General features: G+C 73.4%; 22 protein-coding genes. 16 read left to right on the top strand and 6 right to left on the bottom strand.

The genetic code is table 11. The features are described 5' to 3' along the window. Positions 1-57: 57 nt before the first annotated feature. The 14 genes from ACO4JP_RS14705 (at position 58) to ACO4JP_RS14640 (ending at position 15,499) form a co-directional block, all read left to right on the top strand. Complete coding sequence (locus ACO4JP_RS14705) at positions 58-1,635, top strand: ABC transporter ATP-binding protein (RefSeq protein ID WP_425954722.1); 1,578 nt, start codon at positions 58-60, stop codon at positions 1,633-1,635. Next, positions 1,632-2,969: an ABC transporter permease gene (locus ACO4JP_RS14700; protein WP_425954721.1), complete on the top strand. Its 1,338-nt coding sequence runs from the start codon at positions 1,632-1,634 to the stop codon at positions 2,967-2,969. The genes ACO4JP_RS14705 and ACO4JP_RS14700 overlap by 4 nt, the downstream gene beginning before the upstream one ends. Before the next feature lie 52 nt (positions 2,970-3,021). Then, positions 3,022-4,314, top strand: coding sequence for an ABC transporter permease (locus tag ACO4JP_RS14695; protein WP_425954720.1), 1,293 nt, complete (start codon positions 3,022-3,024; stop codon positions 4,312-4,314). A 7-nt stretch (positions 4,315-4,321) separates the two neighbouring features. Beyond that, positions 4,322-4,741, top strand: coding sequence for a cytidine deaminase (locus ACO4JP_RS14690; protein ID WP_425954719.1), 420 nt, complete (start codon positions 4,322-4,324; stop codon positions 4,739-4,741). Beyond that, positions 4,738-6,036: a thymidine phosphorylase gene (locus ACO4JP_RS14685; RefSeq protein WP_425954718.1), complete on the top strand. Its 1,299-nt coding sequence runs from the start codon at positions 4,738-4,740 to the stop codon at positions 6,034-6,036. Before ACO4JP_RS14690 ends, ACO4JP_RS14685 begins: the two co-directional genes overlap by 4 nt. Positions 6,037-6,046: 10 nt before the next feature. Beyond that, complete coding sequence (locus ACO4JP_RS14680; RefSeq protein WP_425954717.1) at positions 6,047-6,964, top strand: hypothetical protein; 918 nt, start codon at positions 6,047-6,049, stop codon at positions 6,962-6,964. Positions 6,965-7,038: 74 nt separating this feature from the next. Beyond that, the gene (locus ACO4JP_RS14675) at positions 7,039-7,377 is read left to right on the top strand and encodes a hypothetical protein (protein WP_425954716.1); all 339 of its coding nucleotides are present in this window, start codon (positions 7,039-7,041) and stop codon (positions 7,375-7,377) included. Between the two features lie 76 nt (positions 7,378-7,453). Continuing rightward, positions 7,454-8,566, top strand: coding sequence for an adenosine deaminase (locus ACO4JP_RS14670; RefSeq protein WP_425954715.1), 1,113 nt, complete (start codon positions 7,454-7,456; stop codon positions 8,564-8,566). Further along, complete coding sequence (gene deoC, locus ACO4JP_RS14665) at positions 8,563-9,273, top strand: deoxyribose-phosphate aldolase (protein ID WP_425954714.1); 711 nt, start codon at positions 8,563-8,565, stop codon at positions 9,271-9,273. The genes ACO4JP_RS14670 and deoC overlap by 4 nt, the downstream gene beginning before the upstream one ends. Before the next feature lie 12 nt (positions 9,274-9,285). Then, complete coding sequence (locus ACO4JP_RS14660; protein WP_425954713.1) at positions 9,286-10,185, top strand: helix-turn-helix domain-containing protein; 900 nt, start codon at positions 9,286-9,288, stop codon at positions 10,183-10,185. A 125-nt stretch (positions 10,186-10,310) separates the two neighbouring features. Continuing rightward, on the top strand, positions 10,311-11,042 hold the full coding sequence (locus tag ACO4JP_RS14655; protein ID WP_425954712.1) for an alpha/beta fold hydrolase: 732 nt from the start codon (positions 10,311-10,313) through the stop codon (positions 11,040-11,042). Positions 11,043-11,079: 37 nt separating this feature from the next. Then, positions 11,080-12,054: an alpha/beta hydrolase gene (locus ACO4JP_RS14650; protein ID WP_425954711.1), complete on the top strand. Its 975-nt coding sequence runs from the start codon at positions 11,080-11,082 to the stop codon at positions 12,052-12,054. Positions 12,055-12,228: 174 nt separating this feature from the next. Then, positions 12,229-12,471, top strand: coding sequence for a hypothetical protein (locus ACO4JP_RS14645; RefSeq protein WP_425954710.1), 243 nt, complete (start codon positions 12,229-12,231; stop codon positions 12,469-12,471). 175 nt (positions 12,472-12,646) lie between these two features. After that, a complete protein-coding gene (locus ACO4JP_RS14640; RefSeq protein ID WP_425954709.1) occupies positions 12,647-15,499 on the top strand; it encodes a glycosyltransferase in 2,853 nt (950 codons plus the stop codon). A 65-nt stretch (positions 15,500-15,564) separates the two neighbouring features. Here ACO4JP_RS14640 and ACO4JP_RS14635 read toward each other — a convergent pair whose 3' ends face one another. Both ACO4JP_RS14635 and ACO4JP_RS14630 read right to left on the bottom strand, forming a co-directional pair. Then, the gene (locus tag ACO4JP_RS14635) at positions 15,565-17,346 is read right to left on the bottom strand and encodes a phospho-sugar mutase (protein WP_425954708.1); all 1,782 of its coding nucleotides are present in this window, start codon (positions 17,344-17,346) and stop codon (positions 15,565-15,567) included. A gap of 16 nt (positions 17,347-17,362) precedes the next feature. Beyond that, positions 17,363-18,214 carry a purine-nucleoside phosphorylase gene (locus ACO4JP_RS14630; RefSeq protein WP_425954707.1) on the bottom strand — a complete coding sequence of 284 codons (852 nt, stop codon included), beginning with the start codon at positions 18,212-18,214 and terminating at the stop codon, positions 17,363-17,365. A gap of 29 nt (positions 18,215-18,243) precedes the next feature. Here ACO4JP_RS14630 and ACO4JP_RS14625 point away from each other — a divergent pair, with 29 nt between their 5' ends. Next, positions 18,244-19,686 carry an NAD(P)H-quinone dehydrogenase gene (locus ACO4JP_RS14625; protein ID WP_425954706.1) on the top strand — a complete coding sequence of 481 codons (1,443 nt, stop codon included), beginning with the start codon at positions 18,244-18,246 and terminating at the stop codon, positions 19,684-19,686. Between the two features lie 25 nt (positions 19,687-19,711). Further along, positions 19,712-20,176: a hypothetical protein gene (locus ACO4JP_RS14620; protein ID WP_425954705.1), complete on the top strand. Its 465-nt coding sequence runs from the start codon at positions 19,712-19,714 to the stop codon at positions 20,174-20,176. 16 nt (positions 20,177-20,192) lie between these two features. Here ACO4JP_RS14620 and efeB read toward each other — a convergent pair whose 3' ends face one another. The 4 genes from efeB to ACO4JP_RS14600 form a co-directional block, all read right to left on the bottom strand. Further along, positions 20,193-21,512: an iron uptake transporter deferrochelatase/peroxidase subunit gene (gene efeB / locus ACO4JP_RS14615; protein ID WP_425954704.1), complete on the bottom strand. Its 1,320-nt coding sequence runs from the start codon at positions 21,510-21,512 to the stop codon at positions 20,193-20,195. After that, the gene (efeO, locus tag ACO4JP_RS14610; RefSeq protein ID WP_425954703.1) at positions 21,509-22,768 is read right to left on the bottom strand and encodes an iron uptake system protein EfeO; all 1,260 of its coding nucleotides are present in this window, start codon (positions 22,766-22,768) and stop codon (positions 21,509-21,511) included. Before efeO ends, efeB begins: the two co-directional genes overlap by 4 nt. Positions 22,769-22,797: 29 nt before the next feature. Then, complete coding sequence (efeU, locus tag ACO4JP_RS14605) at positions 22,798-23,655, bottom strand: iron uptake transporter permease EfeU (protein WP_425954702.1); 858 nt, start codon at positions 23,653-23,655, stop codon at positions 22,798-22,800. A gap of 140 nt (positions 23,656-23,795) precedes the next feature. After that, positions 23,796-24,347: an NUDIX domain-containing protein gene (locus tag ACO4JP_RS14600; RefSeq protein WP_425954701.1), complete on the bottom strand. Its 552-nt coding sequence runs from the start codon at positions 24,345-24,347 to the stop codon at positions 23,796-23,798. Positions 24,348-24,427 lie beyond the last annotated feature (80 nt).

Genomic DNA, 24,427 nt, shown 5'->3' with positions numbered 1-24,427 from the left:
GGAGGGGTCACATGCGGTTCGATGGACTCGACTGGCCATGGAAAAGAGGATCTGCCGGTGAAGCTGGAGCTGCGCGGGATCACGAAGATGTTCGGGTCCCTGGTCGCGAACGACCACATCGACCTGGTGATCGAGCCGGGGGAGATCCACGCCCTGCTCGGCGAGAACGGGGCGGGCAAGAGCACCCTGATGAACGTGCTCTACGGGCTCTACGACCCGGACGGCGGCGAGGTCCTCGTCGACGACCAGCCCGTGACGTTCGCCGGGCCCGGCCAGGCGATGGCCGCCGGCATCGGCATGGTGCACCAGCACTTCATGCTCGTGCCGGTGTTCACCGTGGCGGAGAACGTCGCACTGGGGCACGAGCCGATCAAGGGCGGCGGCCTCATCGACGCCCGCAAGGCGCGCACCCTGGTCCAGGAGATCTCCGACCGGTTCGGGTTCGAGGTCGACCCCGACGCGTTGGTCGAGGAGCTGCCCGTCGGTGTGCAGCAGCGCGTCGAGATCATCAAGGCGCTGTCCCGCGACGCGAAGGTCCTCATCCTCGACGAGCCGACGGCGGTGCTGACGCCGCAGGAGACCGACGAGCTCATCGCGATCATGCGCCAGCTCAAGGCGGCCGGGACGTCGATCGTCTTCATCACCCACAAGCTGCGCGAGGTGCGCGCCGTCGCGGACCGCATCACCGTCATCCGCCGCGGCAAGGTGGTGGGCACCGCCGAGCCGTCCGCCTCGGAGACCGAGCTCGCCTCGCTCATGGTGGGCCGCTCCGTGTCGCTGGGCGTCGACAAGTCGCCGGCCGAGGCGGGCGACGCGACCTTCCAGGTGCGGAGCCTGACCGTCATGGACGCCGTGGGCAACGCCGTCGTCGACGACGTCGACCTCGAGGTGCGGCGCGGCGAGATCCTCGTCGTCGCGGGGGTCCAGGGCAACGGGCAGACGGAGCTGACCGAGACGATCCTCGGGCTGCAGAGTCCCGTCGCCGGGTCGATCACGCTCGACGGCAAGGAGCTGGTGGGCGGCGGCGTCGCCGGTGCGCTCGAGGCGGGCATCGGCTACGTGCCCGAGGATCGCAGCACCGACGGCCTGATCGGCACGTTCTCCATCGAGGAGAACCTGGTGCTCGACATGTTCCACTCGCCGCCGTTCTCCCGCGCCGGGGCTCTCGACAAGACGGCCATCCGCCAGAACGCGGAGACCCGCGTCGTGGAGTTCGACGTGCGCACGCAGAGCGTCACGGCCCAGGCCGGCACGCTGTCGGGCGGCAACCAGCAGAAGGTCGTCCTCGCCCGCGAGATGTCGCGGCCGCTGCGCCTGCTCATCGCCTCGCAGCCCACGCGCGGCCTCGACGTCGGGTCGATCGAGTTCGTGCACAAGCGGATCGTCGGGGAGCGCGACAACGGCACCCCCGTGATCATCGTGTCGACCGAGCTCGACGAGGTGCTCGCGCTCGGCGACCGCATCGCCGTCATGTACCGCGGCCGCGTCGTCGGCGTCGTACCGGGCGGAACGGACCGCGACGTGCTCGGCCTCATGATGGCCGGCGTGCCGCTCGAGGAGGCCGTCGCCCAGGCGGCCGCGCACCACACCACGCTGGGCGAGGCCGACATCGAGGCCGAGGAGGCAGCCGAGTGAGCCAGGAACCCACGCGCCCGGCCCAGGACCCGGGGGACCCGAACCCCGGCGTGCTGCCCCCGCAGACGCGGCGCCCGGGCCAGCCCGTGGCCGAGAGCAAGATCAACGCCGTCGGCCGGAGCATGCTCCGCGAGATGCTCGAGTCGAGCTGGCTGGTGACGCTCCTCGCCATCGTCGCGGCCCTCGTGCTCGGCGCCATCCTCATCGCCGCGGCCGACGCGGCGGTGCAGGAGACGGCGAGCTACTTCTTCGCGCAGCCGGCAGACCTCTTCCGCGCGGTCGGCAACGCCGTGGGCGGGGCGTACAGCGCGCTGTTCCAGGGCGCAGTGGTCAACTTCTCCGCGGACGGGTTCGCCCGCATGATCCGGCCGATCACGGAGACGATGACGGTCGCGACGCCGCTGATCCTCGCCGGCCTCGGCATCGGCATCGGTTTCCGGGCGGGCCTGTTCAACATCGGCGCCCAGGGCCAGATCATCCTCGGCGGCATCTTCGGCGGGTTCGTGGGATTCACGTTCCACCTGCCCGTCGGGCTCCACCTGCTGGTGGCCGTGCTCGGCGCGGCGCTCGGTGGCGCGATCTGGGCGTCGATCGCGGGCGTGCTCAAGGCCACGACCGGCGCCAACGAGGTGATCGTCACGATCATGCTCAACAACATCGCGATCTACCTGATCGGCTTCCTGCTCACGACGTCGGCGTTCCGGCGCCCTGGCGGTGCCAACCCGATCAGCCCGCCGATCCGAGACACGGCCATCTACCCGTTGCTGCTCGGCACGGGCTTCCGCCTGCACCTCGGGTTCATCGTCGCGCTCGTGGTCGCGGCCGGAGTCTGGTGGCTCATGGAGCGCTCGACCCTCGGCCTGAGGTTCCGGGCGGTGGGCGCCAACCCGCACGCCGCGCGCACGGCCGGCATGTCGGTGCCGTGGGCGACGGTCTGGGTCATGGCGATCGCGGGAGCTCTTGCCGGCCTCGCCGGCTCGGCCCAGGTGCTCGGCACCGAGCGCGTGCTCACTGCCGGCGTCGCCGCGAGCTTCGGGTTCGACGCCATCACCGTGGCGCTGCTCGGCCGCTCGAGGCCGCTCGGCACCGTGCTCGCGGGCCTGCTCTTCGGCGGCCTGCGGGCCGGGGGCTTCGCGATGCAGGCCCGCACGGGCACTCCGATCGACATCGTGCTCGTCGTGCAGTCGTTCATCGTCCTGTTCATCGCCGCACCGCCGCTGGTCCGGGCGATCTTCCGGCTGCCCACGCCCGGCGGCCCGACGCGCGCGGAGAAGCGCGCCGCACGCGACATGGCCAACGAACCGTCCCTCTCGGCGCAGGAGGCCGGAGCATGAACCCGATCCGCCAGACCGCTCGCTCCGCCGACGCCCGCACGGAGGTTGCGCGATGAGCGCCGCCACGACGACGCGCACTCCCGCGGCCCCCGCCGAGCCGCGCACCGCGGCGCTCCCGCCCATCTCGTGGAAGCTGCCGATCGCACTCACCGTGCTCGCGCTGGGCGCGCTCCTCTTCTTCGGCATCCTGCCCGCGGGCGGCAAGACGACGACGTTCCGCATCTCGACCGCGAGCGACCTGATCCAGATCGACCCGATCACCGTGGGCTCGAAGTCGACGGCGCTGGTGCTCGGCATCCTCGCGCTCGCGCTCGCCGGCCTGGCCTGGTGGGCCGCGGCCGCCCGCCGCAAGCTCGGCTGGTGGCTGCCGGCCCTGTTCGGTGTCCTGTGGGTCCTCGCGTTCCTGTGCTGGGCCGGTGAGGGCAAGACGATCCCGCTGACCGGCCTGCTCTCGGGCGCGCTGTTCCTGTCCGTGCCGCTCGTGTTCGGATCGATGTCAGGCATCCTGTGCGAGCGCGTGGGCATCATCAACATCGCGATCGAGGGCCAGCTGCTCGCCGGCGCGTTCCTCGCCGCCGTCGTCGCGTCGTCGACGGGCAACCCCTATGCGGGTCTCGTCGCGGCGCCGATCGCGGGCGCGCTCGTCGGCCTGCTGCTGGTGATCTTCGCCGTCCGGTACTGGGTCGACCAGATCATCGTCGGCGTCGTGCTCAACGTGCTCGTCATCGGCGTCACGAACTACCTGTTCTCCACGGTGCTCACCGCCGACCCGGCGACGTGGAACCGCCGCACGCCGCTGCCGGTGCTGCCCATCCCGGGACTCTCCGACATCCCCATCATCGGGCCGGTCCTGTTCCGCCAGACGCTGCTCGTGTACCTCATGTACATCACCGTCGCGGTGCTGCAGGTGTACCTGTTCCGCAGCCGCTGGGGCCTGCGCCTGCGGGCCGTGGGCGAGCACCCCAAGGCCGCCGACACCGTCGGCATCAAGGTCAACCGGACGCGCGTCAAGAACGCGATCCTCGGCGGCGCCGTCGCGGGGCTGGGTGGCTCGTTCTTCACCGTCGCCGCGGGCCTGGCGTTCGGCCGCGAGATGACGGGCGGCAAGGGCTATATCGCCCTGGCCGCGATGATCCTGGGCCGGTGGAACCCGCTGGGCGCCCTCGCGGCGGCCCTGCTGTTCGGCTTCTCGGACAACCTGCAGACGGTGCTCGGCATTGTCGGCACGCCCATCCCCAGCCAGCTCATGCTCATGACGCCGTACGTCGTCACGATCTTCGCCGTGGCCGGGTTCGTCGGCCGCGTCCGGCCGCCCGCGTCCGAGGGCATCCCGTACAAGAAGTGAGGCCGGCATGACCGACGTCGACTGGGACGCCCTGCGCGAGCGCGCCCGCGAGGCGATGCACCGGGCGTACGCGCCGTACTCGGGGTTCGCGGTGGGGGCGGCGGCACTGGTCGACGACGGCCGCGTCGTCGTCGGCTGCAACGTGGAGAACGCCGCCTACGGCGTGACCCTGTGCGCCGAGTGCGGGCTCGTCTCCTCGCTGGTCGAGGGCGGGGGAGGGCGCCTCGTGGCGTTCGCCTGCGTCGACGCGCGCGGCGCGGCGATCATGCCGTGCGGGCGCTGCCGCCAGCTCCTGTGGGAGCACGGCGGCCCCGCGCTGCTCGTGGAGACCCCGCGTGGCATCGTGCCGATGACGGAGGTGCTGCCGCAGGCGTTCGGTGCGGGAGACCTCGAGGTCGTCGCCGACTACCTGGAGGACGAGAAGTGAGCACCGAGCCGTTCGACGCCGTCGACGTCATCCGCACCAAGCGCGACCGCCGGCGGTTGTCCACCAAGCAGATCGACTGGGTGATCGACGCCTACACACGCGGTGTCGTCGCCGAGGAGCAGATGGCTGCCCTGGCCATGGCGATCTTCCTCAACGGCATGAGCCGCGGCGAGATCGAGCGCTGGACGCAGGCCATGATCGCGAGCGGCGAGCGGCTCGACTACTCCACGCTGGGCGTCCCGACCGCCGACAAGCACTCGACGGGCGGCGTCGGCGACAAGATCACGCTGCCGCTGGCCCCGCTCGTGGCGGCGTTCGGCGTGGCTGTCCCGCAGCTCTCGGGCCGCGGCCTGGGCCACACGGGCGGCACGCTCGACAAGCTCGAGTCCATCCCCGGGTGGCGGGCCTCGCTCAGTAACGACGAGGTGCGCGCGCAGCTCGCGTCGGTCGGCGCCGTCGTGTGCGCGGCCGGCCCCGGCCTGGCCCCGGCGGACAAGAAGCTGTACGCGCTGCGTGACGTGACCTCGACCGTCGAGGCGATCCCGCTCATCGCGAGCTCGATCATGAGCAAGAAGATCGCCGAAGGCACAGGAGCGCTCGTGCTCGACGTCAAGGTGGGCTCGGGCGCGTTCATGAAGGACCTCGCCACCGCGAAGGAGCTCGCGCGCACCATGGTGGACCTCGGCACCGACGCCGGCGTCACCACCGTGGCCCTCCTGACCGACATGGCGACGCCGCTCGGGCTCACGGCAGGCAACGGGCTCGAGGTGCGCGAGTCCGTCGAGGTGCTCGCCGGGGGCGGGCCGTCCGACGTCGTCGACCTCACCGTGGCGCTCGCGGTCGAGATGCTGGCCGCCGCAGGGCGCCCGGTCGCTGAGCCCGAGGTGCGGGCCGCGCTCGCCGACGGGCGGGCGATGGACGTGTGGCGGCGCATGATCGCGGCGCAGGGCGGCGACCCCGACGCCCCCATGCCGACGGCGAAGGCGACCGAGCAGGTCGTCGCCGACGCCGACGGCGTGCTGTCGAAGCTCGACGCGTACGCCGTCGGCGTCGCGGCGTGGCGCCTGGGGGCAGGGCGCGCGCGGCGCGAGGACCCGGTGCAGGCGGCGGCCGGCGTCGAGCTGCACGCCAAGCCGGGCGACGCCGTCGCGAAGGGGCAGCCGCTCCTCACGCTGCACACCGACACCCCCGAGCGGTTCCCGCGCGCGTACGAGGCGCTCGAGGGCGCCTGGGAGGTGGCCCCGCCGGGGACGGCGGTGACCCGCCGCCCGGTGGTGCTGGACCGCATCCACTGAGCCGGACGCCGTGCGCGAGACCCTGCGCCTGACGGACGTCCTGTCCCGCGCGCGCCTGTTCGCTGCGCCCCCGCCGGTGCTGGCGGCGCCCGCGCCGGTGCTGGCGGCGCCCGCCTCGGCAGCTCGTCGAGTCCTCGGCAGCCCGGGCGGCCTCCCTCTCGACACAGTGCCGAGCGTGCCGGACGACGTCGCGGCCGAGCTCGCCCGCCTCGGCGAGGCGTCGCGGCGGTCCGTGCTGGACCCGCTCTCGCGGGGTGGCGAGGGTGGGCGCGTCGGGTATCCCGCGCGGGTGTCGCTCCCGTTCCTCGGCGGCGACGGCGCCACGACCCGTACGGCGCCCGCGCGGCAGGTCGACGAGACGACGTGCGGCGCGGCCGTGCTCGTCCTGCTGGCCCTCGCGGGAGACCCGCGGCTCGCGCTGCGGGTGGCGTGGGACCCGGAGCGGCGGTTCGCCGGGCTGCAGCGCCAGGTGCACCGGGAGTCCTCCCGGGTAGGCGTCGTGCCCTGGCCGCTGCGGTACGGCACGACGCCGTGGGCCGCTGCCGCTCTCGCGCGGTACGGGGCGGTGCGGTACACCCACCGGGTGGTAGGCGGCGGCGCGCGCGGCGCGGAGGTGCTGCGCGCCGCGGTCGCGGCGGCTGCGTCGGGCGTGCCCGTGCCGCTCTTCACCGGCGGCGACGTCGGCGGCGGGTGGCAGACGGCCGTGCCGCGGCACGTGGTGCTGCTCGCCGACGCACGCCCGGACGCGGCGCGGGACGGCGTCGTGCGGGTCTACGAGCCGTCGTCGGCCACGATGCACACCGTGCCGACGTCGGCGCTGGTCAGGCCGGACCGCGCGACCCCGCGGGACCGCATGGTCCTGACCGCCGCGCTGGGCGCATGGCCACACGTCGTGTGGGCGGTCCTCCCGCGCAGAGCCCCCCACTGATGCAGTCGACAGACTGCAGTTGACCGGTGGGTGCGCCACGATGGGGGGACCGCCCGACCCGGAGGAGCGACCTGATGAGCACCCAGCCCGGACGCGACGCATGGCGCGACGCCGGCGTCGACGAGCCCGACCTGCGCGAGCGCCAGGTCCGCGCGATCGACCCGGACGACGCCGGCGACCCTGACAACACGGGGAACCTGCTCGAGGAGGCGCTCGGTCGCGTCAGCGTGCCCGCGAACCAGGCCACGGCGGAGGAGTACGAGCCCGCCAGCGCGCGCCCGGACCTCGACGGCACCGCGGACGAGGCCGACGTCGCGGAGCAGGCCGACGAGGTCCGCGGCCTCGACGAGGAGGACGCGTACGCGGACGAGCCGGCCGAGCCCGAGGGGCCCGACGAGGACGTCGAGGACTGACGGCTCACGCCAGCTTCCGGCGGCGGGCGCCGCGCTCGGAGGGCGCCCCCGGCCGGTCTCAAAGTAGGTTGAGCCCATGATGGACGACCTCCTCGTGGACCTCATCCCCGACCTCCCCAAGGTCGTGCTGCACGACCACCTCGACGGCGGGCTGCGCCCGCAGACGGTGCTCGAGCTCGCCGCCGCCGTCGGGCACCAGCTCCCGGTCGACGACGCCGTTGGCTTGGGCGACTGGTTCCAGCAGGCGGCCGACTCGGGCTCGCTGGTGCGCTACCTCGAGACCTTCGACCACACGATCGCCGTCATGCAGACGCCCGAGGCGCTCGCGCGCGTGGCCAAGGAGGCCGTGCTCGACCTTGCGGCCGACGGCGTGGTGTACGCCGAGCAGCGCTGGGCGCCCGAGCAGCACCTGACCAAGGGCCTCGACCTACCAGGCACGGTCGAGGCCGTCCAGGCGGGCATCGACGAGGGCATCGCCGAGGCCGCCAAGAACGGGCGCACCATCCGCGTGGGGCAGATCGTCACCGCGATGCGGCACGCCGACCGGTGGATGGAGATCGCCGAGCTCGCCGTCGCCTACCGCGACGCGGGAGTGGTCGGGTTCGACATCGCGGGCGCGGAGGAGGGGTTCCCGCCGGACCGGCACGCGGAGATCTGGCGGTTCCTCGCCGACAACGACTTCCCGGTGACGATCCACGCGGGCGAGGCCTCCGGTGTGCCGTCGATCGCGCAGGCAGTGCACCTCGGGCAGGCCGACCGCATCGGGCACGGGGTACGGATCGTCGACGACATCCAGTTCGGCACGGACACGGACGGCTCGCCGCTGGCGACGCTCGGCCCGCTCGCGCACTGGGTCCGCGACCACCAGATCCCGCTCGAGGTGTGCCCGGTGTCGAACCTGCAGACGTCGGCGACGTCGGCGAAGAGCATCAAGGAGCACCCCATCACGCGGCTCAAGGAGCTCGACTTCGCCGTCACGCTCAACACCGACAACCGCCTGATGTCACGCACGTCGATGTCGCACGAGATGCGGCTGCTGGTCACCGAGGCAGGGTGGACGATCGACGACCTGGCCGACGTCACGATCGCGGCGGCCTGGGGCGCGTTCATGCACCACGACGAGCGCCGCGTGCTCGTGGAGCAGATCATCGGGCCGGGGTTCCAGAAGGTCGAGGGAGCGCAGCTGTGACCGCCACCGTGCCGACGACGCCCGAGGAGCTGGCGTCGTTCATCGATCACACCCTGCTCAAGCCCGAGGCGACCGATGCCGACGTCGTCGCGCTCGTCGAGGAGGCGGCACGCCTGGGCTGCTACTCAGTCTGCGTCTCGCCGACGTTCGTGGCCCTCGCGCGCGCGACCGCGGCGGGGCGGATCAAGGTCGCGACCGTGTGCGGGTTCCCGTCGGGCAAGCACGTGTCGTCGATCAAGGCCGCAGAGGCCGCGCAGTCCGTCGCGGACGGCGCGGACGAGGTCGACATGGTGATCGACGTCGGCGCCGCCAAGGCCGCCGACTTCGGGGCCGTCGAGGCCGACATCGCCGCGGTGCGTGCGGCGGTCCCGGGGGACAGGCTCCTCAAGGTGATCATCGAGTCCGCGCTGCTCGACGACGACGAGATCGTCGCCGTGTGCCGGGCCGCCGAGGCCGCGGGCGCCGACTACGTCAAGACGTCGACGGGCTTCCACCCGGCCGGCGGGGCGTCGGTCCACGCGGTGTCGCTCATGGCGCAGACGGTCGGAGGCCGGCTCGGCGTGAAGGCGTCGGGCGGCATCCGGACGCTCCAGGACGCGCTCGGGGCGATCGAGGCGGGCGCCACCCGGCTGGGCATGTCGGGCGCCGCCGCGGTGCTCGCGGAGCTGGGGGGCGGGCCGGCGGCCCGGCCGTCGGGAACCTACTGACCCGACGCCCAGATGTTCCTTCCCTTTGCCGAACGCTGTGCCTCGGGCTTCCTGCCCACCTCCGCCACGGTCGTGCAGAACCTGTCGCTCGGCTCCGTGCAGATGAACCACACGAGGGCGCACCTCGACCGGGACCGCCCGGACGACGGCTACAAGGACCCCGGGGACGCGCTCGTGTGGGCCTTCGTGCTGCGTGGGCGCGTCTCGGTGCGGCAGGCGCGCTCGAGCCTCGAGACGGACGTCGGCACGATGAGCGTGAAGCATTTCCGGCGCCTCACGAGCTTCCGGTACACGCCCGACTTCAGCGCACTGTCGATCCGCATGGACTCCGAGGCCCTGGGCCTGAGCTCGGGCGCGCTCGACGCGCTCAGCGGCACGGCCTTCCCCGTCGGGGACGGCCTGCCGAAGATCCTGTGGTCGATGACGGCGCAGGCGCTCAAGAGCGAGAAGGCGCTGAGCCCCGCCGCCGGCGGCGCCGTCGCGCAGTCGGCCATCGACCTGACGACGGCGTTCGTCGACGACTTCCTCGGGCGCCTGACGCCGCCCGAGGTGAGCCGCCGCAACCTCGTCGTCGAGGCGCTCCGGCACATCGACGCCTACGCCGGCGATGCCCGCCTGACGCCCGCGCTGGTTGCGGACGCCGTGGGCGTCTCGCTCCGGGTGCTGCAGAAGGCCTTCCAGGCGGAGGACCGCTCGATCTCGGGAAGCATCCTCGATGCGCGCCTCGCGCGGGCCGCCGCGATCCTTGCGCGGCCGTCGAACGGCTCGTCGATCGAGCGGGTGGCCGAACGCTCGGGCTTCGCGTCGCCGTCGAGCTTCAGCCGCACGTTCCGGTCGCGGTTCGGCAGCTCGCCGCGGGACTGGCGGCGGCAGCAGGCGGAGGAGCGCGCGCAGCGCCGGCCGGACTCTTGACGCGGAGCGAACGGGAACTTGCCCGCACGCGAACGGAGTCGCTCTCGCGCCACCGGCGCCGGACATCCTGAGCCCGACTGCACGGCCCGACGACGTCGGGTGCCGCCGATCCTCAGGAGCTGACCATGACCACTCCGTCCATCGTGCTCGTCCACGGCGCGTTCGCCGACGCAGCCAGCTGGGCACCCGTGACGCGTGAGCTGCTCGACCGCGGCCACACGGTGCTCGCACCGCCCGTCTACCTCCGCAGCCTCGCCGAGGACGCCGCGTCCGTCCGCGCGCTCGCCGAGCAGATCGACGGTCCCGTCGTCCTCGTGGGCCACAGCTACGGCGGCGCGGTCATCACCGTCGCAGGCGCGGCGGAGAACGTCGTCGGGCTAGTGTTCGTCGCGGCCTACGCGCTCGAGGCAGGGGAGAGCCTCGGCCAGCTGCAGGGCGCGTTCCCCGACTCGGAGCTCGCCGCGAACCTCGTCTTCACCCCGTACCCGGTGACCGGCGCCGAGCCCGGCACCGACGTGTCGGTCAAGGTCGACGCGTTCCCAGCCGTCTTCGCCGCCGGCGTCGACCCGCGCGTCGCCGAAGTCTTCGCGGTGTCGCAGCGGCCGCTGTCTGGTGCGGCGTTCGCCGAGCCCGCGAGCGAGGCCGCGTGGAAGACCAAGCCCGCCTGGGGCATCGTCTCGGCGGCCGACCGCACCATCAACCCCGACGTCGAGCGCTTTGGCTACCAGCGTGCCGCGCTGTGCGAGGTGGTCGAGCTCGACGCCCCGCACCTCGTCATGCAGACGCACGCGACCGACGTCGCCGACGTCATCGAGAAGGCCGTGCGCGCGACCGACGTGGCCGCCGACGCCGCCTGACCCCAGAAGCCCCGACCACCTCTGAAGGAAAGAACCCATGACCGCAAACCCCCGCAACCTCGCTCTCGAGCCTGCGGCTCAGGCGTTCGTCGACGCGACGAGCGAGCCGCCGTTCCTGTTCCAGCTGTCGCCCGAGGAGGGCCGCAAGGCCGTCGACGGCGTGCAAGACGAGCCGATCTTCAAGCCCGAGATCGACGAGAAGTGGATCGAGATCACCGGCGGCCCGAGCGGCACCGTGCAGCTGCGCCTCGTCAGGCCGCAGGGCGCGGCGGGCGTCCTCCCCGTCATCCTGTACACCCACGGCGCCGGCTGGGTCTTCGGCGACGCGCACACGCACGACCGCCTCGTGCGCGACCTCGCGGTGGGCACCGGCGCCGCGGTGGTCTTCACCGAGTACGACCGCTCGCCCGAGGTGCGCTACCCGCACGCGCTCGAGCAGGTGTGGGCCGCCGCGCAGTGGATCGTCGCCGAGGGCCCGTCCGAGGGCCTCGACGCCACCCGGGTCGCGGTCGCCGGCGATTCCGTCGGCGGCAACATGACGACGGCGCTGACGCTGCTCGCCAAGGAGCGCGGCGGCGTGGACCTGGCCGCGCAGGTGCTGTTCTACCCGGTGACCGACGCCTCGTTCGACACCGCCTCGTACGAGGAGTTCGCCGAGGGCTACTTCCTGAGCCGCGAGGGCATGAAGTGGTTCTGGGACCAGTACACGACCAGCGCCGAGGACCGTGAGCAGATCACGGCCTCGCCGCTGCGGGCCTCCCTCGAGCAGCTCGCCGGCCTGCCGCAGGCCCTCGTGATCACGGCCGAGGCCGACGTCCTGCGCGACGAGGGCGAGGCCTACGCGGCCAAGCTCCGCGCAGCCGGTGTGCCCACCACGGCCGTCCGCTACCAGGGCATCGTGCACGACTTCGTCATGGTGAACTCCCTGCACGACACGCATGCCGCGAAGGCTGCCGTCGCGCAGGCCGTGGCCTTCCTGAGCGAGGCGCTGGGTACGACGGACGCCCGCTGAGCGGCACGACGGCGGGGCCGGGGCGCACCCGCGCCTCGGCCCCGCGCCGTCGTCAGCGCGTGAGCAGCGGCATGACCACCCCGTCGACGATCGCCGCGATCGTCTCCTCGGGAACTGTTCGCGTCCTCGATCCGTGCCTCCTCACGAACCGACGACGTGAGTGCGGTATCGCCCATGGCGGCGATGCGCGCCGACGGGGCACGCCACCTCCGGGACGTGAACGCCGTCGTCCCGGCCCAGATCGCGACCGCTCCCGGCTGGGTGGTGCCCAGCTCGGCCGCCGACGTCCCTGACGGTGACCACGTCGCCGAGCTCCTCTGGTGGTGGATGACGGTCCCGCTCGAGCCGGCGTCGGACGCCGCGTGGGTCAACGAGCTGGCCGCGCTACCGGGGACGACGGAGTTCCTCGACTCCTGAGGCGGTGTGGTCTTTCCACTGACTGACCTGCAGTTTCGGATTGTGACAGGTCGTGTCATCCGCACTTCACGTCCGTGGCTTATAGTGCGGCCACCGGACACACCGGCGGCACTGGACGAACAGCGGCGCAGCGGACGACGGCACCTCGATTCACTACCCCTCAAGGAGCACACCCATGCCCCTGTCCTCCCGTCGCGCCCCGGGGTCCGAGCCCGCGTCCGACACCGTCCCCGAGACCAGCGCCGAGGCCACCGCCGACGCCCTCGAGACCGCCGAGTTCGAGCAGGCCCTCGTCGCCGCGCTCGCCGTCGACGCGCCCGCCGACGCCGAGCCCGTTCTGGTCGGCGAGCCGGCCGCGGCGCTGGGCGAGGCCCTCCTCGGCCGCGAGCAGTGGTCCGCTCCGAGCTGGGCCGCCGACCGTCCCTTCAAGGTGCCCGGCGGCGACGCCGAGGGCGCCGAGGGCCCGGCGGCCGCCGCCGCGGCCGCTCGCCCGAGCGCGGCGTCGACCACCTCGGCCGACCTGGCGCTCGTCGCCGCCCTGCGCCGCGGTCTGCCGCTCGACGAGGCCGTCGTGAGCGTCGTCCGCACGGCACCCAAGACCGCGAACGCGGACCTGCGCGCGCTGTGCCACTCGCTGGCCGACCAGCCCGAGACCCGCACCGCCGGCGTCGTCGGCTCAGCGGTCATCGCGCTGCGCGCCGGCATCCGCGACCTCGCGTGGGAGCTCCTCGCGAGCGTCGACCCGGCAGACGCCGGGCGCCTCGCGCCCGCGGAGTACCTGCGCTCGGGCATCGCGGCCCGCGCCGTCGAGTCGCTGCGGAACGCCTCGGCGTGGGTGCGCGACGGCGTCGTCGCCGACGCGCCGACGCTGCTCGAGCTCGCCAAGCTCTTCCTCGTCGCCGACGAGCCCGCCGCCGCCCGGGAGGCGACCCGCGCGGCCCGGGTCGCGCTCGTCGGTGCCCCCGACGCCGAGGGCCTGCGCGAGTCCCTCGACTACCTCGGCCCCTGGATCGAGAAGTCGCTCGCCATCCTGTCCGGCGACCGCCGCGCGCCCGAGGTGCCCGCCGGCCACGTCTCGTTCGCCGTCATCGACTACAAGGCGCCCGACGAGAAGGTGTCGTCGTCGAACATCGGCGACAACGTGCAGACCATCGCCGCGCTCACGCACCTGCTGCGGCACCAGGGCGTTCGTCTGCACGCCGCCGGCGAGCAGGCCGGCCACGCCGACCCCGAGGGCGCCGAGCTCACCGAGGCGATCCGCGAGCTGCAGGCGCGCGTGCGCCTCGAGCACGCCCTCGCCGGGCCGGCCGGCGGCGCGGACGTCGACCTCACCGTGGTGCAGCGCGACGTCACCCGCCTCGACGTCGTGCCCGAGAACACGTGGATGCTGGCCTTCGGCTGGTACATGCACAACCAGTTCGACCTGCGGTTCGACTTCCCGTTCCACCCGAACCTGCAGCCGATCTTCGTCTCGTTCCACATCAACAAGCACGCCATCCTGACGCCCGCCGCGGTCGAGTACCTCAAGGCGCACGGCCCCATCGGCTGCCGCGACTGGACCACCGTGCACCTGCTGCTCAACGCGGGCGTCCCTGCGTTCTTCAGCGGCTGCCTCACCACCACGATCGACACCGTGTTCCCCGCCGGGTTCACGCCGGCCGGCGCGGGCGCCCCGAGCGCGTTCGTGGACGCCCCCGTGCCCGACGGCGCCGACGGCGACTACATCACGCAGCAGTACCCCGAGGTCCGGGGCCGGTCGGCCGCCACGAACATGCGCGAGGCCGTCCGCCTGCTCGACTCCTACCGCACCCACTACGGCACGGTGGTCACGAGCCGCCTGCACTGCTTCCTGCCGTCGTGGTCGATCGGCGCGAACGTCGACTTCCGCCCCAAGAACGACGCCGACATCCGGTTCGCCGGGATCCTCGACGCCACCGAGGCCGACCGCCGCGCGATGCAGGAGCGCATCCGCCGCGTCGTGGCCGCCGCGATGGGGCAGATCCTCGCCGGCGCCTCGCGCGAGGAGGTCTACGCCGCCTGGCGCGAGGCCGTGGCTCCCGAGGTCGAGCTCGCGCGCCACGTGCACGCCGAGCCCGTGGCGTCCCCGTCGACGCCGGGCGGCGTGACCGTGGACATCACGGCGCAGGTCGCCCGCGTCCGGGCCACCCGCGTCGTCGTCGAGGCCGTCGCCCCCCGCACCGCCGACGCCGGTGCGCAGGTCGAGGTCGCCGTCGCGCTCGACGGGAACCTGCGCTCGCAGATGGAGGTCGTCGTCGGCGGCGTCGTGCGCAACACCGCCCGCCCGGTGCGCGTGCACGCGCTCACCCGAGAGCACTCCCCGGCCGACCACGCCCGCCTCGCGGCGCTGTTCCCCGAGGTCACGTTCGAGTGGTACGCCTGCGACGACGTCGACTACGGGTCCGTGCTCGGCATGCTCAAGCACATCACCGTGGCGACGATGGACCGCCTGCTGCTGCCCGAGCTGCTCGACCACGTGGTGCGCGTGATCTACCACGACCTCGACGCGCTGACGGTGACCGACCTGGGCGAGCTGTTCGACCTCGACCTCGCGGGCGCCCCCCTGGCCGCCCGCCCGTCGATCTCGTACAACTACCGCCACGGCATCGGCAACGTCATCCGCTCCACGCGCCTGCTGTCCCACGACCCGGCCGCCGCCCGCGACCTGATCCGCGTGACGACGCAGCGCCACCAGTGGGGCTACCACTCGTTCAACGCGGGAATCCTGCTGCTCGACCTCGCGGTGATGCGTGCGGACGGTTTCACCGAGGAGTTCGTGCCCTACGCCGAGCGGTACGGGCTCAACGACCAGGACGTCCTCAACCAGTACGCGGGCTCGCGCTACGTGGCGATGGACGCGCGCTGGAACGTGTGGCCGACGCAGGAGCTGGTCTGCGACCCGGCGCTCATCCACTGGGCGGGCCCGGTCAAGCCGTGGGACCAGCACCGGTACATCCACCAGAGCCACCACTGGCAGGCCGCGGAGGCCTGGCTGGCCACACGCCGCTGACGCGCGTCAGCGTGGTCTCGACAGGCTCGGCCGTCGGTGGTCGAGCCTGTCGAGACCCGTGGGTGCTAGAGGCCGAGGGCGGCCGCCACGTCGTGCTTCAAGGTGGCCAGCGTCGTGCGGACCCCCGCGCGGACCTGGCTGATCTCGTCGAACGTGGCGTCAGCCGCCACATCCCGGACGACCTCCAGGTAGCACTTCACCTTCGGCTCCGTGCCTGACGGACGCACGATCACGCGCGTGCCGTCGGCCGTCAGGATGCGGACGCCGTCCGTCGGCGGCAGGCCGTCCGCGCCCTCGGCGAGGTCGAGCACGGCGACGACGGGGGAGCCCGCCAGCGACTCCGGCGGCTCCGAGCGCAGGCGCGCCATCGTCACCGGGATACCGGCGAGGTCCTCGAAGCGCACCGCGAGCTGGTCCGTGAGGTAGAGGCCGTGCTCTCGCGCGAGGTCGTCGAGCTTGTCGATCAGGCCGCGGCCGTCCGCCTTGAGCCGGTTGGCCAGCTGTGCGACGAGCAGCGCCGCGGAGATGCCGTCCTTGTCCCGCACCCGCGCCGGGTCGACGCAGTAGCCGAGCGCCTCCTCGTACCCGAACGCGAGGCCGGGAGTACGGGCGATCCACTTGAAGCCCGTGAGGGTGGTCGCGTGCGCCAGGCCGTGCCGGTTGGCGATGGCGGCCAGGAGGCGCGAGGAGACGATGCTGTTCGCGAGGACGGGACGGTCCCCGGTGGACCGGATCGGCCCGACCGGCGCGAGGCGCGAGGCGACGTCGTCGCCCAGCAGCGCGCCCACCTCGTCGCCGTGCAGCATCCGCCAGCCCTGCGACTGGGCCGTCTCGGCCCCCTGGTAGGTACCCATGCGCCGGTCGAGCACCGCGACGGCGCAGCGGTCGGCGTCGGGGTCGTTGGCGATGACGATGTCGGCGCGCGAGTCCTGCGCGACGGCGATCGCCATGTCGATCGCGCCCTTCTCTTCCGGGTTGGGGAACACCACGGTCGGGAAGTCGGGGTTGGGGTCGAACTGCTCGGGCACGGGCACGACGTCGGTGAACCCGGCCTCGGCGAGCACGCGCGCCAGCACCTGCCCGCCGACGCCGTGCAGCGACGTGGTGACGATGCGCAGCCGGCGCGGCGTGTCGTCCGCCAGCGTGACGGCGGCGGCGACGTAGTCGTCCACGACGTCCGGCCCGAGCACCGTCCAGCCGGCCGCGGCGCGGGGTACCGACACGGCCGGCCCGACGGCTGCGATCCGCTCGGCGATCTGCCCGTCGTAGGGCGGCACGATCTGCGCGCCCTGGCCGCCGTCCGCGACGACGCGGCCCCCGAGGTACACCTTGTACCCGTTGTCGGCCGCCGGGTTGTGCGACGCGGTGACCATGACGCCGGCGTCGGCGCCCCGGTCCCGCACCGCGAACGACAGCACGGGCGTGGGTAGCGGCGAGGGCATCAGCAGCACCTCGATGCCCTGGGCCGTCATCACCGCGGCCGTGTCGCGCGCGAAGTCGAACGAGCGGTGGCGGGCGTCGAAGCCGACCACCACGCGCGGCGTCGCGCGCCCGAGCGCGTCGCGGAGGAACGCACCCAGGCCGGAGGCCGCGCCGATGACGACCGCGCGGTTCATACGGTTGGGCCCCGCCGCCATCGCCCCGCGCAGGCCGGCCGTGCCGAACTGCAGGGTGGTCGCGAACCGGTCGCGCAGCTCGGCCTGAGCCTGGACCGCCCCCGGCGCGCCGCTCTCGGCCCGCGCCCTCAGGGCGCGCAGCTCCGCCTTGTCGGCGTCGTCGACGTCGTCGCGCTCCCACGCGGCCGCAGCGGCGAGGACGGACTGCAACGAGTCATCGATCACGGTCACGGCACCCTCCCCAGGGTCAGATCAGCTTGATGACACGCGCGAGCAGGTCGCTGATGACCGGGCCCGCCTTGGCGCCGGCCTCCAGCACCTCCTCGTGCGAGAGCGGCTGCGGGCTCACGCCCGCCGCGAGGTTCGTGACGAGCGACATGCCGAGCACGTCCATGCCGCAGTGGCGGGCCGCGATCGCCTCGAGCCCGGTCGACATGCCCACGAGGTCCGCGCCGACGACGCCGGCCATGCGCACCTCGGCGGGCGTCTCGTAGTGGGGGCCGCGGAACTGGGCGTAGACCCCCTCGGGGAGCGTGGGGTCGACCTGCCGCGCGAGGTCGCGCAGGCGCGGGGTGTACAGGTCCGTGAGGTCGACGAACGTCGGGCCCTCGAGCGGCGACGCGCCGGTGAAGCTGATGTGGTCCTTGAGCAGCACCACCTGGCCGGGACGCCACGAGACGTGGAGGCCCCCGCAGCCGTTGGTCAGCACCACCGTGGTGGCGCCCGTGGCCGCCGCGGTGCGCACGCCGTGGGCGACCCGGCGCACGCCGCGGCCTTCGTAGAGGTGCGTGCGCGAGCCGAGCACCAGCACGTGCCGTGTCGACCCGTCGCCGCGCTCCACCCGGATCGACCGCGTGGTGCCGACGTGCCCGGCCACCGAAGCCTTGGAGAACCCCGGGATCTCGTGCGACGGGAGCTCCGCCACGACGTCGCCCAGCAGCTCCGCGGCTCCGCCCCAGCCCGAGCCGAGCACCAGAGCGATGTCGTGGCCCTCGACCCCGGACTCGCGGGCGATGTGCTCCGCGGCCGCACGCGCGACGTCGAACGGGGAGGTCGCGGGGTCGTCGAGATCCGGCACGGGAGCGGCGTTGCTGGTCATGGTCCGAGGCTAACCTCCCGGCTGCGACAATGTCGGGCGTGCGAAGCGACGCGTCCAACGACACCGCAGTCAACGCCGGCCAGCACGTCGTCATCCTCGGCGGCGGCCCCGGCGGATACGAGGCGGCCCTGGTCGCCCGACGGCTCGGAGCGCAGGTCACGGTGGTCGAGCGGCAAGGTCTCGGCGGCGCCGCCGTGCTCACCGACGTCGTGCCGTCCAAGACGCTCATCGCCACCGCCGAGTGGCTCACCATCGCGGAGGCCGCACCCGAGCTCGGCATCCGCGACGGAGGAGCGGGCTACGACGTCGACCTCTCGGCGGTCAACACCCGCGTGCTGGCGCTCGCGGCGGCGCAGTCGGCGGACATCCGGGGGCGCCTGGAGCGCGAGGGCGTCGAGGTCGTGACCGGCGTGGGGCGGCTCGAGGGGCCGTCGCGCGTCGTGGTCTCCACGGGTGCGGCCACCGGCCGCGTCACGCTCGACGCCGACGCCGTCCTCCTCGCCGTCGGCGCCACTCCACGCACGCTGCCCACCGCGGTACCCGACGGCGAGCGGATCCTCACCTGGACGCAGCTCTACCAGCTCGACGCCCTGCCCGAGAAGCTGATCGTCGTCGGCTCCGGCGTCACCGGCGTGGAGTTCGCGGGTGCCTACCACGCGCTCGGCTGCGACGTCGTGCTGGTCTCGTCGCGCGACCGCGTGCTGCCCGGCGAGGACGAGGACGCGGCCCAGCTCCTCGAGGGCGTGTTCCGCGGCCGCGGCATGGAGGTCATGTCCCGCTCCCGGGCCGCGGGCGCCGAGCGCACGGCCGACGGAGTCACCGTCACCCTCGCGGACGGCCGGGTGATCGAGGGCTCGCACGTGCTGCTGGCGGTCGGCGGCGTGCCGGCCACGTCGGGCATCGGGCTCGAGGCGGCCGGCGTCGCGCTGACCGCGAGCGGCCACGTCGTCGTCGACAAGGTCTCGCGGACCACCGCGCGCGGCGTCTACGCGGCGGGCGACTGCACCGGGGTGCTGCCGCTGGCCTCGGTCGCGGCCCAGCAGGGCCGCATCGCGATGGCCCACCTGCTGGGCGACGCCGTCGACCCGCTGCACCTGGGCAACGTCGCGGCGAACGTCTTCACCGCGCCCGAGATCGCCACCGTCGGCTACAGCGAGAGCGACCTGCGCGCGCAGGGGCTGCGCTACATCACCTCGACGCTGCCGCTGGCGCGCAACCCACGCGCCAAGATGCTCGGCATGCGCGACGGGTTCGTGAAGCTGTTCGCCCACCCCGAGGCCGGGGTGGTGCTCGGCGGCGTGGTGGTCGCCCCGCGCGCGAGCGAGCTGATCTTCCCGATCACGCTCGCCGTCGCCCACCGCCTCACGGTCGACGACGTCGCCAGCGCCTTCACGATCTACCCGTCGCTGTCGGGCTCGATCGCGGAGGGCGCCCGGGTGCTGCACGGTCAGCTGCGCCCAAGAGGGGCGTAGGGCGGATCCGGCTTACGCTCGGGAGGTGCTGATCCGACTCACCCCCGCTGAGGCCATGGCCCTCGCCGCGGTCGTCGGCGTCGACGTGCCTCCGATAATCACGTCCGTGGCCGGCGACGGCGACGTCGTCCGCGTCACGGTCGACCTGGGCAAGTCCGACGACCTGCCGGCGCCGCTCAAGCTGGCGGCCCGCGCGGCCCCGATCGCCCGCGCCGAGGTGCGCGTGCTCGGGCTCACGCGCGGCGTCGTCACGCTGGGCCTCGAGATCCATGCGGCCAGGCTTCCCGTGAGCAAGCTGCTCGGGCTGCTCAGCAGGCCGATCAAGTCACAGCTCGCCGCGCAGGGGCTGCCGCGCGACGCCGTCGACATCCATCCGGACAAGGTCGTCGTCGACGTCGACGCGCTCCTGGCCGAGAGGGCCCCCGGGGTGTCCGTCAACGATGTCAAGATCATGCACGGCGAGGTCGTCGTCCGGGCGTCGGTCGGCTGACCGAGAACCCGCAGGGTCAGGCCTCGAAGAGCTCCTGCCCCACGTAGCCGCCGGCGTTCGCGACGCCGCGCGGCACGGCCCAGATGCCCGAGCCGGTGTGACGCAGGTACTCGCTCATGAGGTCGTTCTTGGCCAGCGCGTTCTGCATCGGCACGTACTGCGTGGCCGGGTCGCGCACGAACGCGAGGAAGAACAGCCCGGCGTCGAGGCGGCCGAGCCCGTCCGACCCGTCGGTGTAGTTGTAGCCGCGCCGCAGCAGCCGCACGCCGCGGTTGACCGAGGGGTGGGCCAGCGCCACGTGCGACGCCGGGTCGATGAGCGGCGTGCCGTCCGAGCCCTGGCGCGCGAGGTCGGGCTCGGTGTTCTCCTGGCCGCCCGAGAGCGGTGCACCCGACCCCTTGGCGCGGCCCACGATGGTCTCCTGCTCGTGCAGCGAGCCGCGGTCCCATGTCTCGATCTGCATGCGGATGCGCCGCGCGACCAGGTACGAGCCGCCGGTGAGCCAGCCCGCGGCCGGGTCGTCGCCGGGCGCGACCCACACGTGCTCGTCGAGCGCGGCGGAGTCCTCCGCGACGATGTTCGCCGTCCCGTCCTTGAAGCCGAACAGGTTGCGGGGCGTGGCCTGCGCCGACGACGTGCGGGAGGTGCGGCCGTAGCCGAGCTGGCTCCAGCGCACCTGCGCGGTGCCGAACGCGATCCGCGCGAGGTTGCGCACCGCGTGCACCGCGACCTGGGGGTCGTCGGAGCACGCCTGGACCACGAGGTCGCCGCCGCAGCGCGCGTCCTCGAGCACGTCGCCGGGGAAGTGCGGCAGGTCCTCGAGCAGCGCCGGACGGCGGTCGGCGAGGCCGAAGCGGTCCTTGCCGTCCGCGTCCGCGAAGAGGGACGGGCCGAACCCGAACGTGATGGTCAGGTTCCCGGGGGTGAGCTCCTGGACCTCGCCGGTGTCGTCCGGCGGGGCCTCGTACGGCCCGCCGACCGGGCCGAGCTCACCGGCCGGCAGCCCGCGCGTCATGCGCTCGGCCGCGAAGGTCCACTGCTTCAGCAGCTCCACCACGTCGTCGCGCGACGTCGTCGTGAGGTCGAAGGTGGCGAGGTGCAGACGGTCCTGGGCCCGCGTGGTGATGCCCGCCTGGTGCGTGCCGTGGAAGGGGACGACCTGCTGGTCCGAGACGGGCGCGGCCGGCGCGGAGGACGCCTTCGCCGCCCCGAACCCGCCCGCGAACCCCGCCGCGAGCGCGGCGAGGCCCGCCCCTCCGGCGCCCAGGAGGGCGCGGCGGGACGGGCCGCTGCGAGAGGTCCCGGGGGCGGCCCCGGAGGTGTCCGGCTCGGTCACAGGACGACGGCGGCGGTCAGCCTGCTCAGCGGCTCGCTCAGCGCGTCCACGGCCGCGGCGAGCTCCTTGACCTGGGCGTCGCTCAGCGCGGTGTAGGCGACGAACCCGTCGCCGTCGCGGTAGCCGTCGAGCAGGGTCTGCAGCGCGTCGAAGCGGGTGTCGAGCCGGTCGGCGAGGTCCGCGTCCTTGGCGGTGACGACGTCGCGCAGGTCCTCGAAGGCGATGCGGGCGCCGTCGACGTTGGCCTGGAAGTCCCACAGGTCGGTGTGCGACCAGATCTCCTCCTCGCCGGTCACCTTGCCGCTGGCGACCTCGTCGAGCAGTCCCTTCGCGCCGTTGCCCATCGCGGCGGCGTCGATGGTGGTGGCGAAGTCGTCGGCCTGGACGCGGTCGCTGAGCTCCTGGGTGTCGGCGAGCAGCCGGTCGGCGTACTGCGTGCGCTGCGCCGCGGTCAGAGGTGTGTAGGCGGTGCCGCCGTTGGCGGCCGCATCGGGCTGCCAGAGGTCCTTCTCCAGGAGGTGCCAGCCGGTCCACTCCTGGCCCTTCTCGAGGTCGGCCTCGCGCAGGTCCATGCGCGGGTCGAGGTCACCGAAGGACTCGGCGACGGGCTCGATGCGCTCCCAGTGCGCGCGCGTGGCGGCGTAGAGGTCGCGGGCCTTGGCGTCGTCGCCGGCCTTGTATGCCGTGACGAGGGCTGCGGTCCCGCTGCTGAGCTGCTCCGCCTGGTCCTTGACGTACGCGGCGTAGGCCGCGGTTGCCGCGGCCACCTGGTCGGCGAGCGCACCCGCGGCGGAGACGTCGTCGCCGGAGCCTGTCACGGTGAACGGCGCGCGGATGCCGTCGCCCACCATGCCCGGCTTGCACGCGGTCTGGTAGGTGCCGGGCTTGGCGGTGAGCATGACTTCGCGCGAGAGGCCCGGGCCGATGTTCTCGACCTCGCTGACGATGCGCAGGCCGTCCTCGGCCAGCAGGTAGAACTCCGTGACGTCCGGTCCGTCGTTGGTGACCTTGAAGACGAGGCTGCCCGACGGCGCCTCGGTGGCCGAGAGGGTGCAGGCGTCGGCGGTGCTGCTCACCGTGACGGTCGTGGGTCCGGTGGCGGAGGCGGACCCGCCGTCGGTCGCCACGGACGCGGCCGCCGCCGGGTCGTTCGGGGTGCACGCGGCCGTGGCGAGCGCGACGGCGGCCAGGCCGGCCAGCGGGAGCGTGCGCGTCAGGGCGCGCGACAGCGTCAGGGGCTTGCGGGGCACGATCATCCTTCGGGTCGGACCGGGGAAGCAGCAGGTCAGGCGGCGACGGCGTGCGGCGTCGCCGCCGGGGCGGCGGGCGCGGTGGGACGCGGGCGGCTGAACGCGGTCCGGACGAACAGCACCAGCGTCGGTACCGCGAAGAGCACCCACGCGGCGGCCTGCAGCCACGTCGTGGCCGGGGAGAAGTTGAAGACGCCCTTGAGGAGCGTGCCGTACCAGGACGACGGCGGGACCTGGGCGGAGACGTCGAACGCGAGGGCGTTGCCGCCGGGGAGGATGCCGGCCTCCTGCAGGTCGTGGACGCCGTAGGACAGCACGCCCGCCGCGATGACGATGAGGAGCACGCCGGTCCACGAGAAGAACGTCTTGAGGTTGAGACGCAGGGCCCCGCGGTAGACGAGGTACCCGAGCACGATCGCGACGGCGAGGCCGAGGATCGCGCCGAGCAGGGGCCGGGTCGAGGCGCCGGTCGCCTGCGCGCCGGCCCACAGGAACAGGGCCGTCTCGAGGCCCTCGCGCCCGACGGCGAGCAGCGCCATCACGGCGACGGCCCAGCGGCCGGCGTCGACGGCGTCGTCGAGCTTGTGCTGCAGGTTGCCCTTGAGGAAGCGGGCCGTCTTGCCCATCCAGAAGATCATCCAGGTGATGAGCCCGACGGCGACGATCGAGAGCGTGCCGCCGATGGCCTCCTGCGCCGCGAACGTCAGGCCCTGCGGGCGGAAGGTCAGGAGCGCGCCGAAGCCGAGCGAGACCGCCGCGGCCGTGCCGATGCCCAGCCACAGCTGGGGGAGGCGCTCACGCCGGCCGGACTTCACCAGGTAGGCGACGAGGATGCCCACGACGAGCGCGGCCTCCAGGCCTTCGCGCAGTCCGATGAGGAAGTTGGCGAGCATGACACTCCAGTGCGTCCAGTGGTGAGGGCAGCCTTACCTTGGCGCCGCATCGCACAGTACCTGGCGCGGATTGATTTCCACAACACGCGCGTGCCCTTATTCTCGGCAGGTGAGCCGGCGCCATCGTGGGCGCGGGCGGGTCAGGCGACGGCCGCCAGCACGTCCCGCAGTGCAGGCAGCGCCGCCGCGAACGCCGGCAGCAGCGGCAGCGCGTCGAGCTCGTCCAGCGGCACCCATCGCACGGCGAGGCTCTCGGGGTCCGTCGCGGCCGGGACGACGTCGGCGCCGTCGGCGACCTCGCCCACCACCGTCGTATAGGTCCACACCCCGTGGTCCAGCACGTACGTGCCGACGACGCGCACCTCGTGCGGGTCGATGCCCGCCTCCTCCCAGGACTCCCGGAGCGCGCCCGTGACGGCGTCCTCCCCGGCGTCCAGCGCGCCGCCCGGCACGCCCCACGTGCCGCCCTCGTGCGACCACAGCGCCCGGTGCTGCAACACCACGTCGGTCACCGCACCCGCCGCCGAGCGTCGCACCAGCATCAGCCCCGCGGCGCCGTACAGGCCCCAGTGCCGGTGGGGGCCGGCATCGGGCCCGAACGTGCACTCCACCCAGCCGTCGCCGGCGTGCCGGTGGAGGCGGCTGGGGACCTCGCGGCGGGTCGCCGCGTCGTCGGAACCAGGGGTGTGCACGCCGCCAGGCTAGCCGCCACCATGGACCGGTGAGCGATGAGTCGACCGGTGCCACGTCGTCTGGAAGCACCATGGCTCCG

This window comes from Xylanimonas sp. McL0601, assembly GCF_049852175.1.
GTDB lineage: Bacteria > Actinomycetota > Actinomycetes > Actinomycetales > Cellulomonadaceae > Xylanimonas.
Note: the sequence above shows the minus strand (reverse complement) of the source record. Positions and strands in the feature narration are given on the sequence as shown.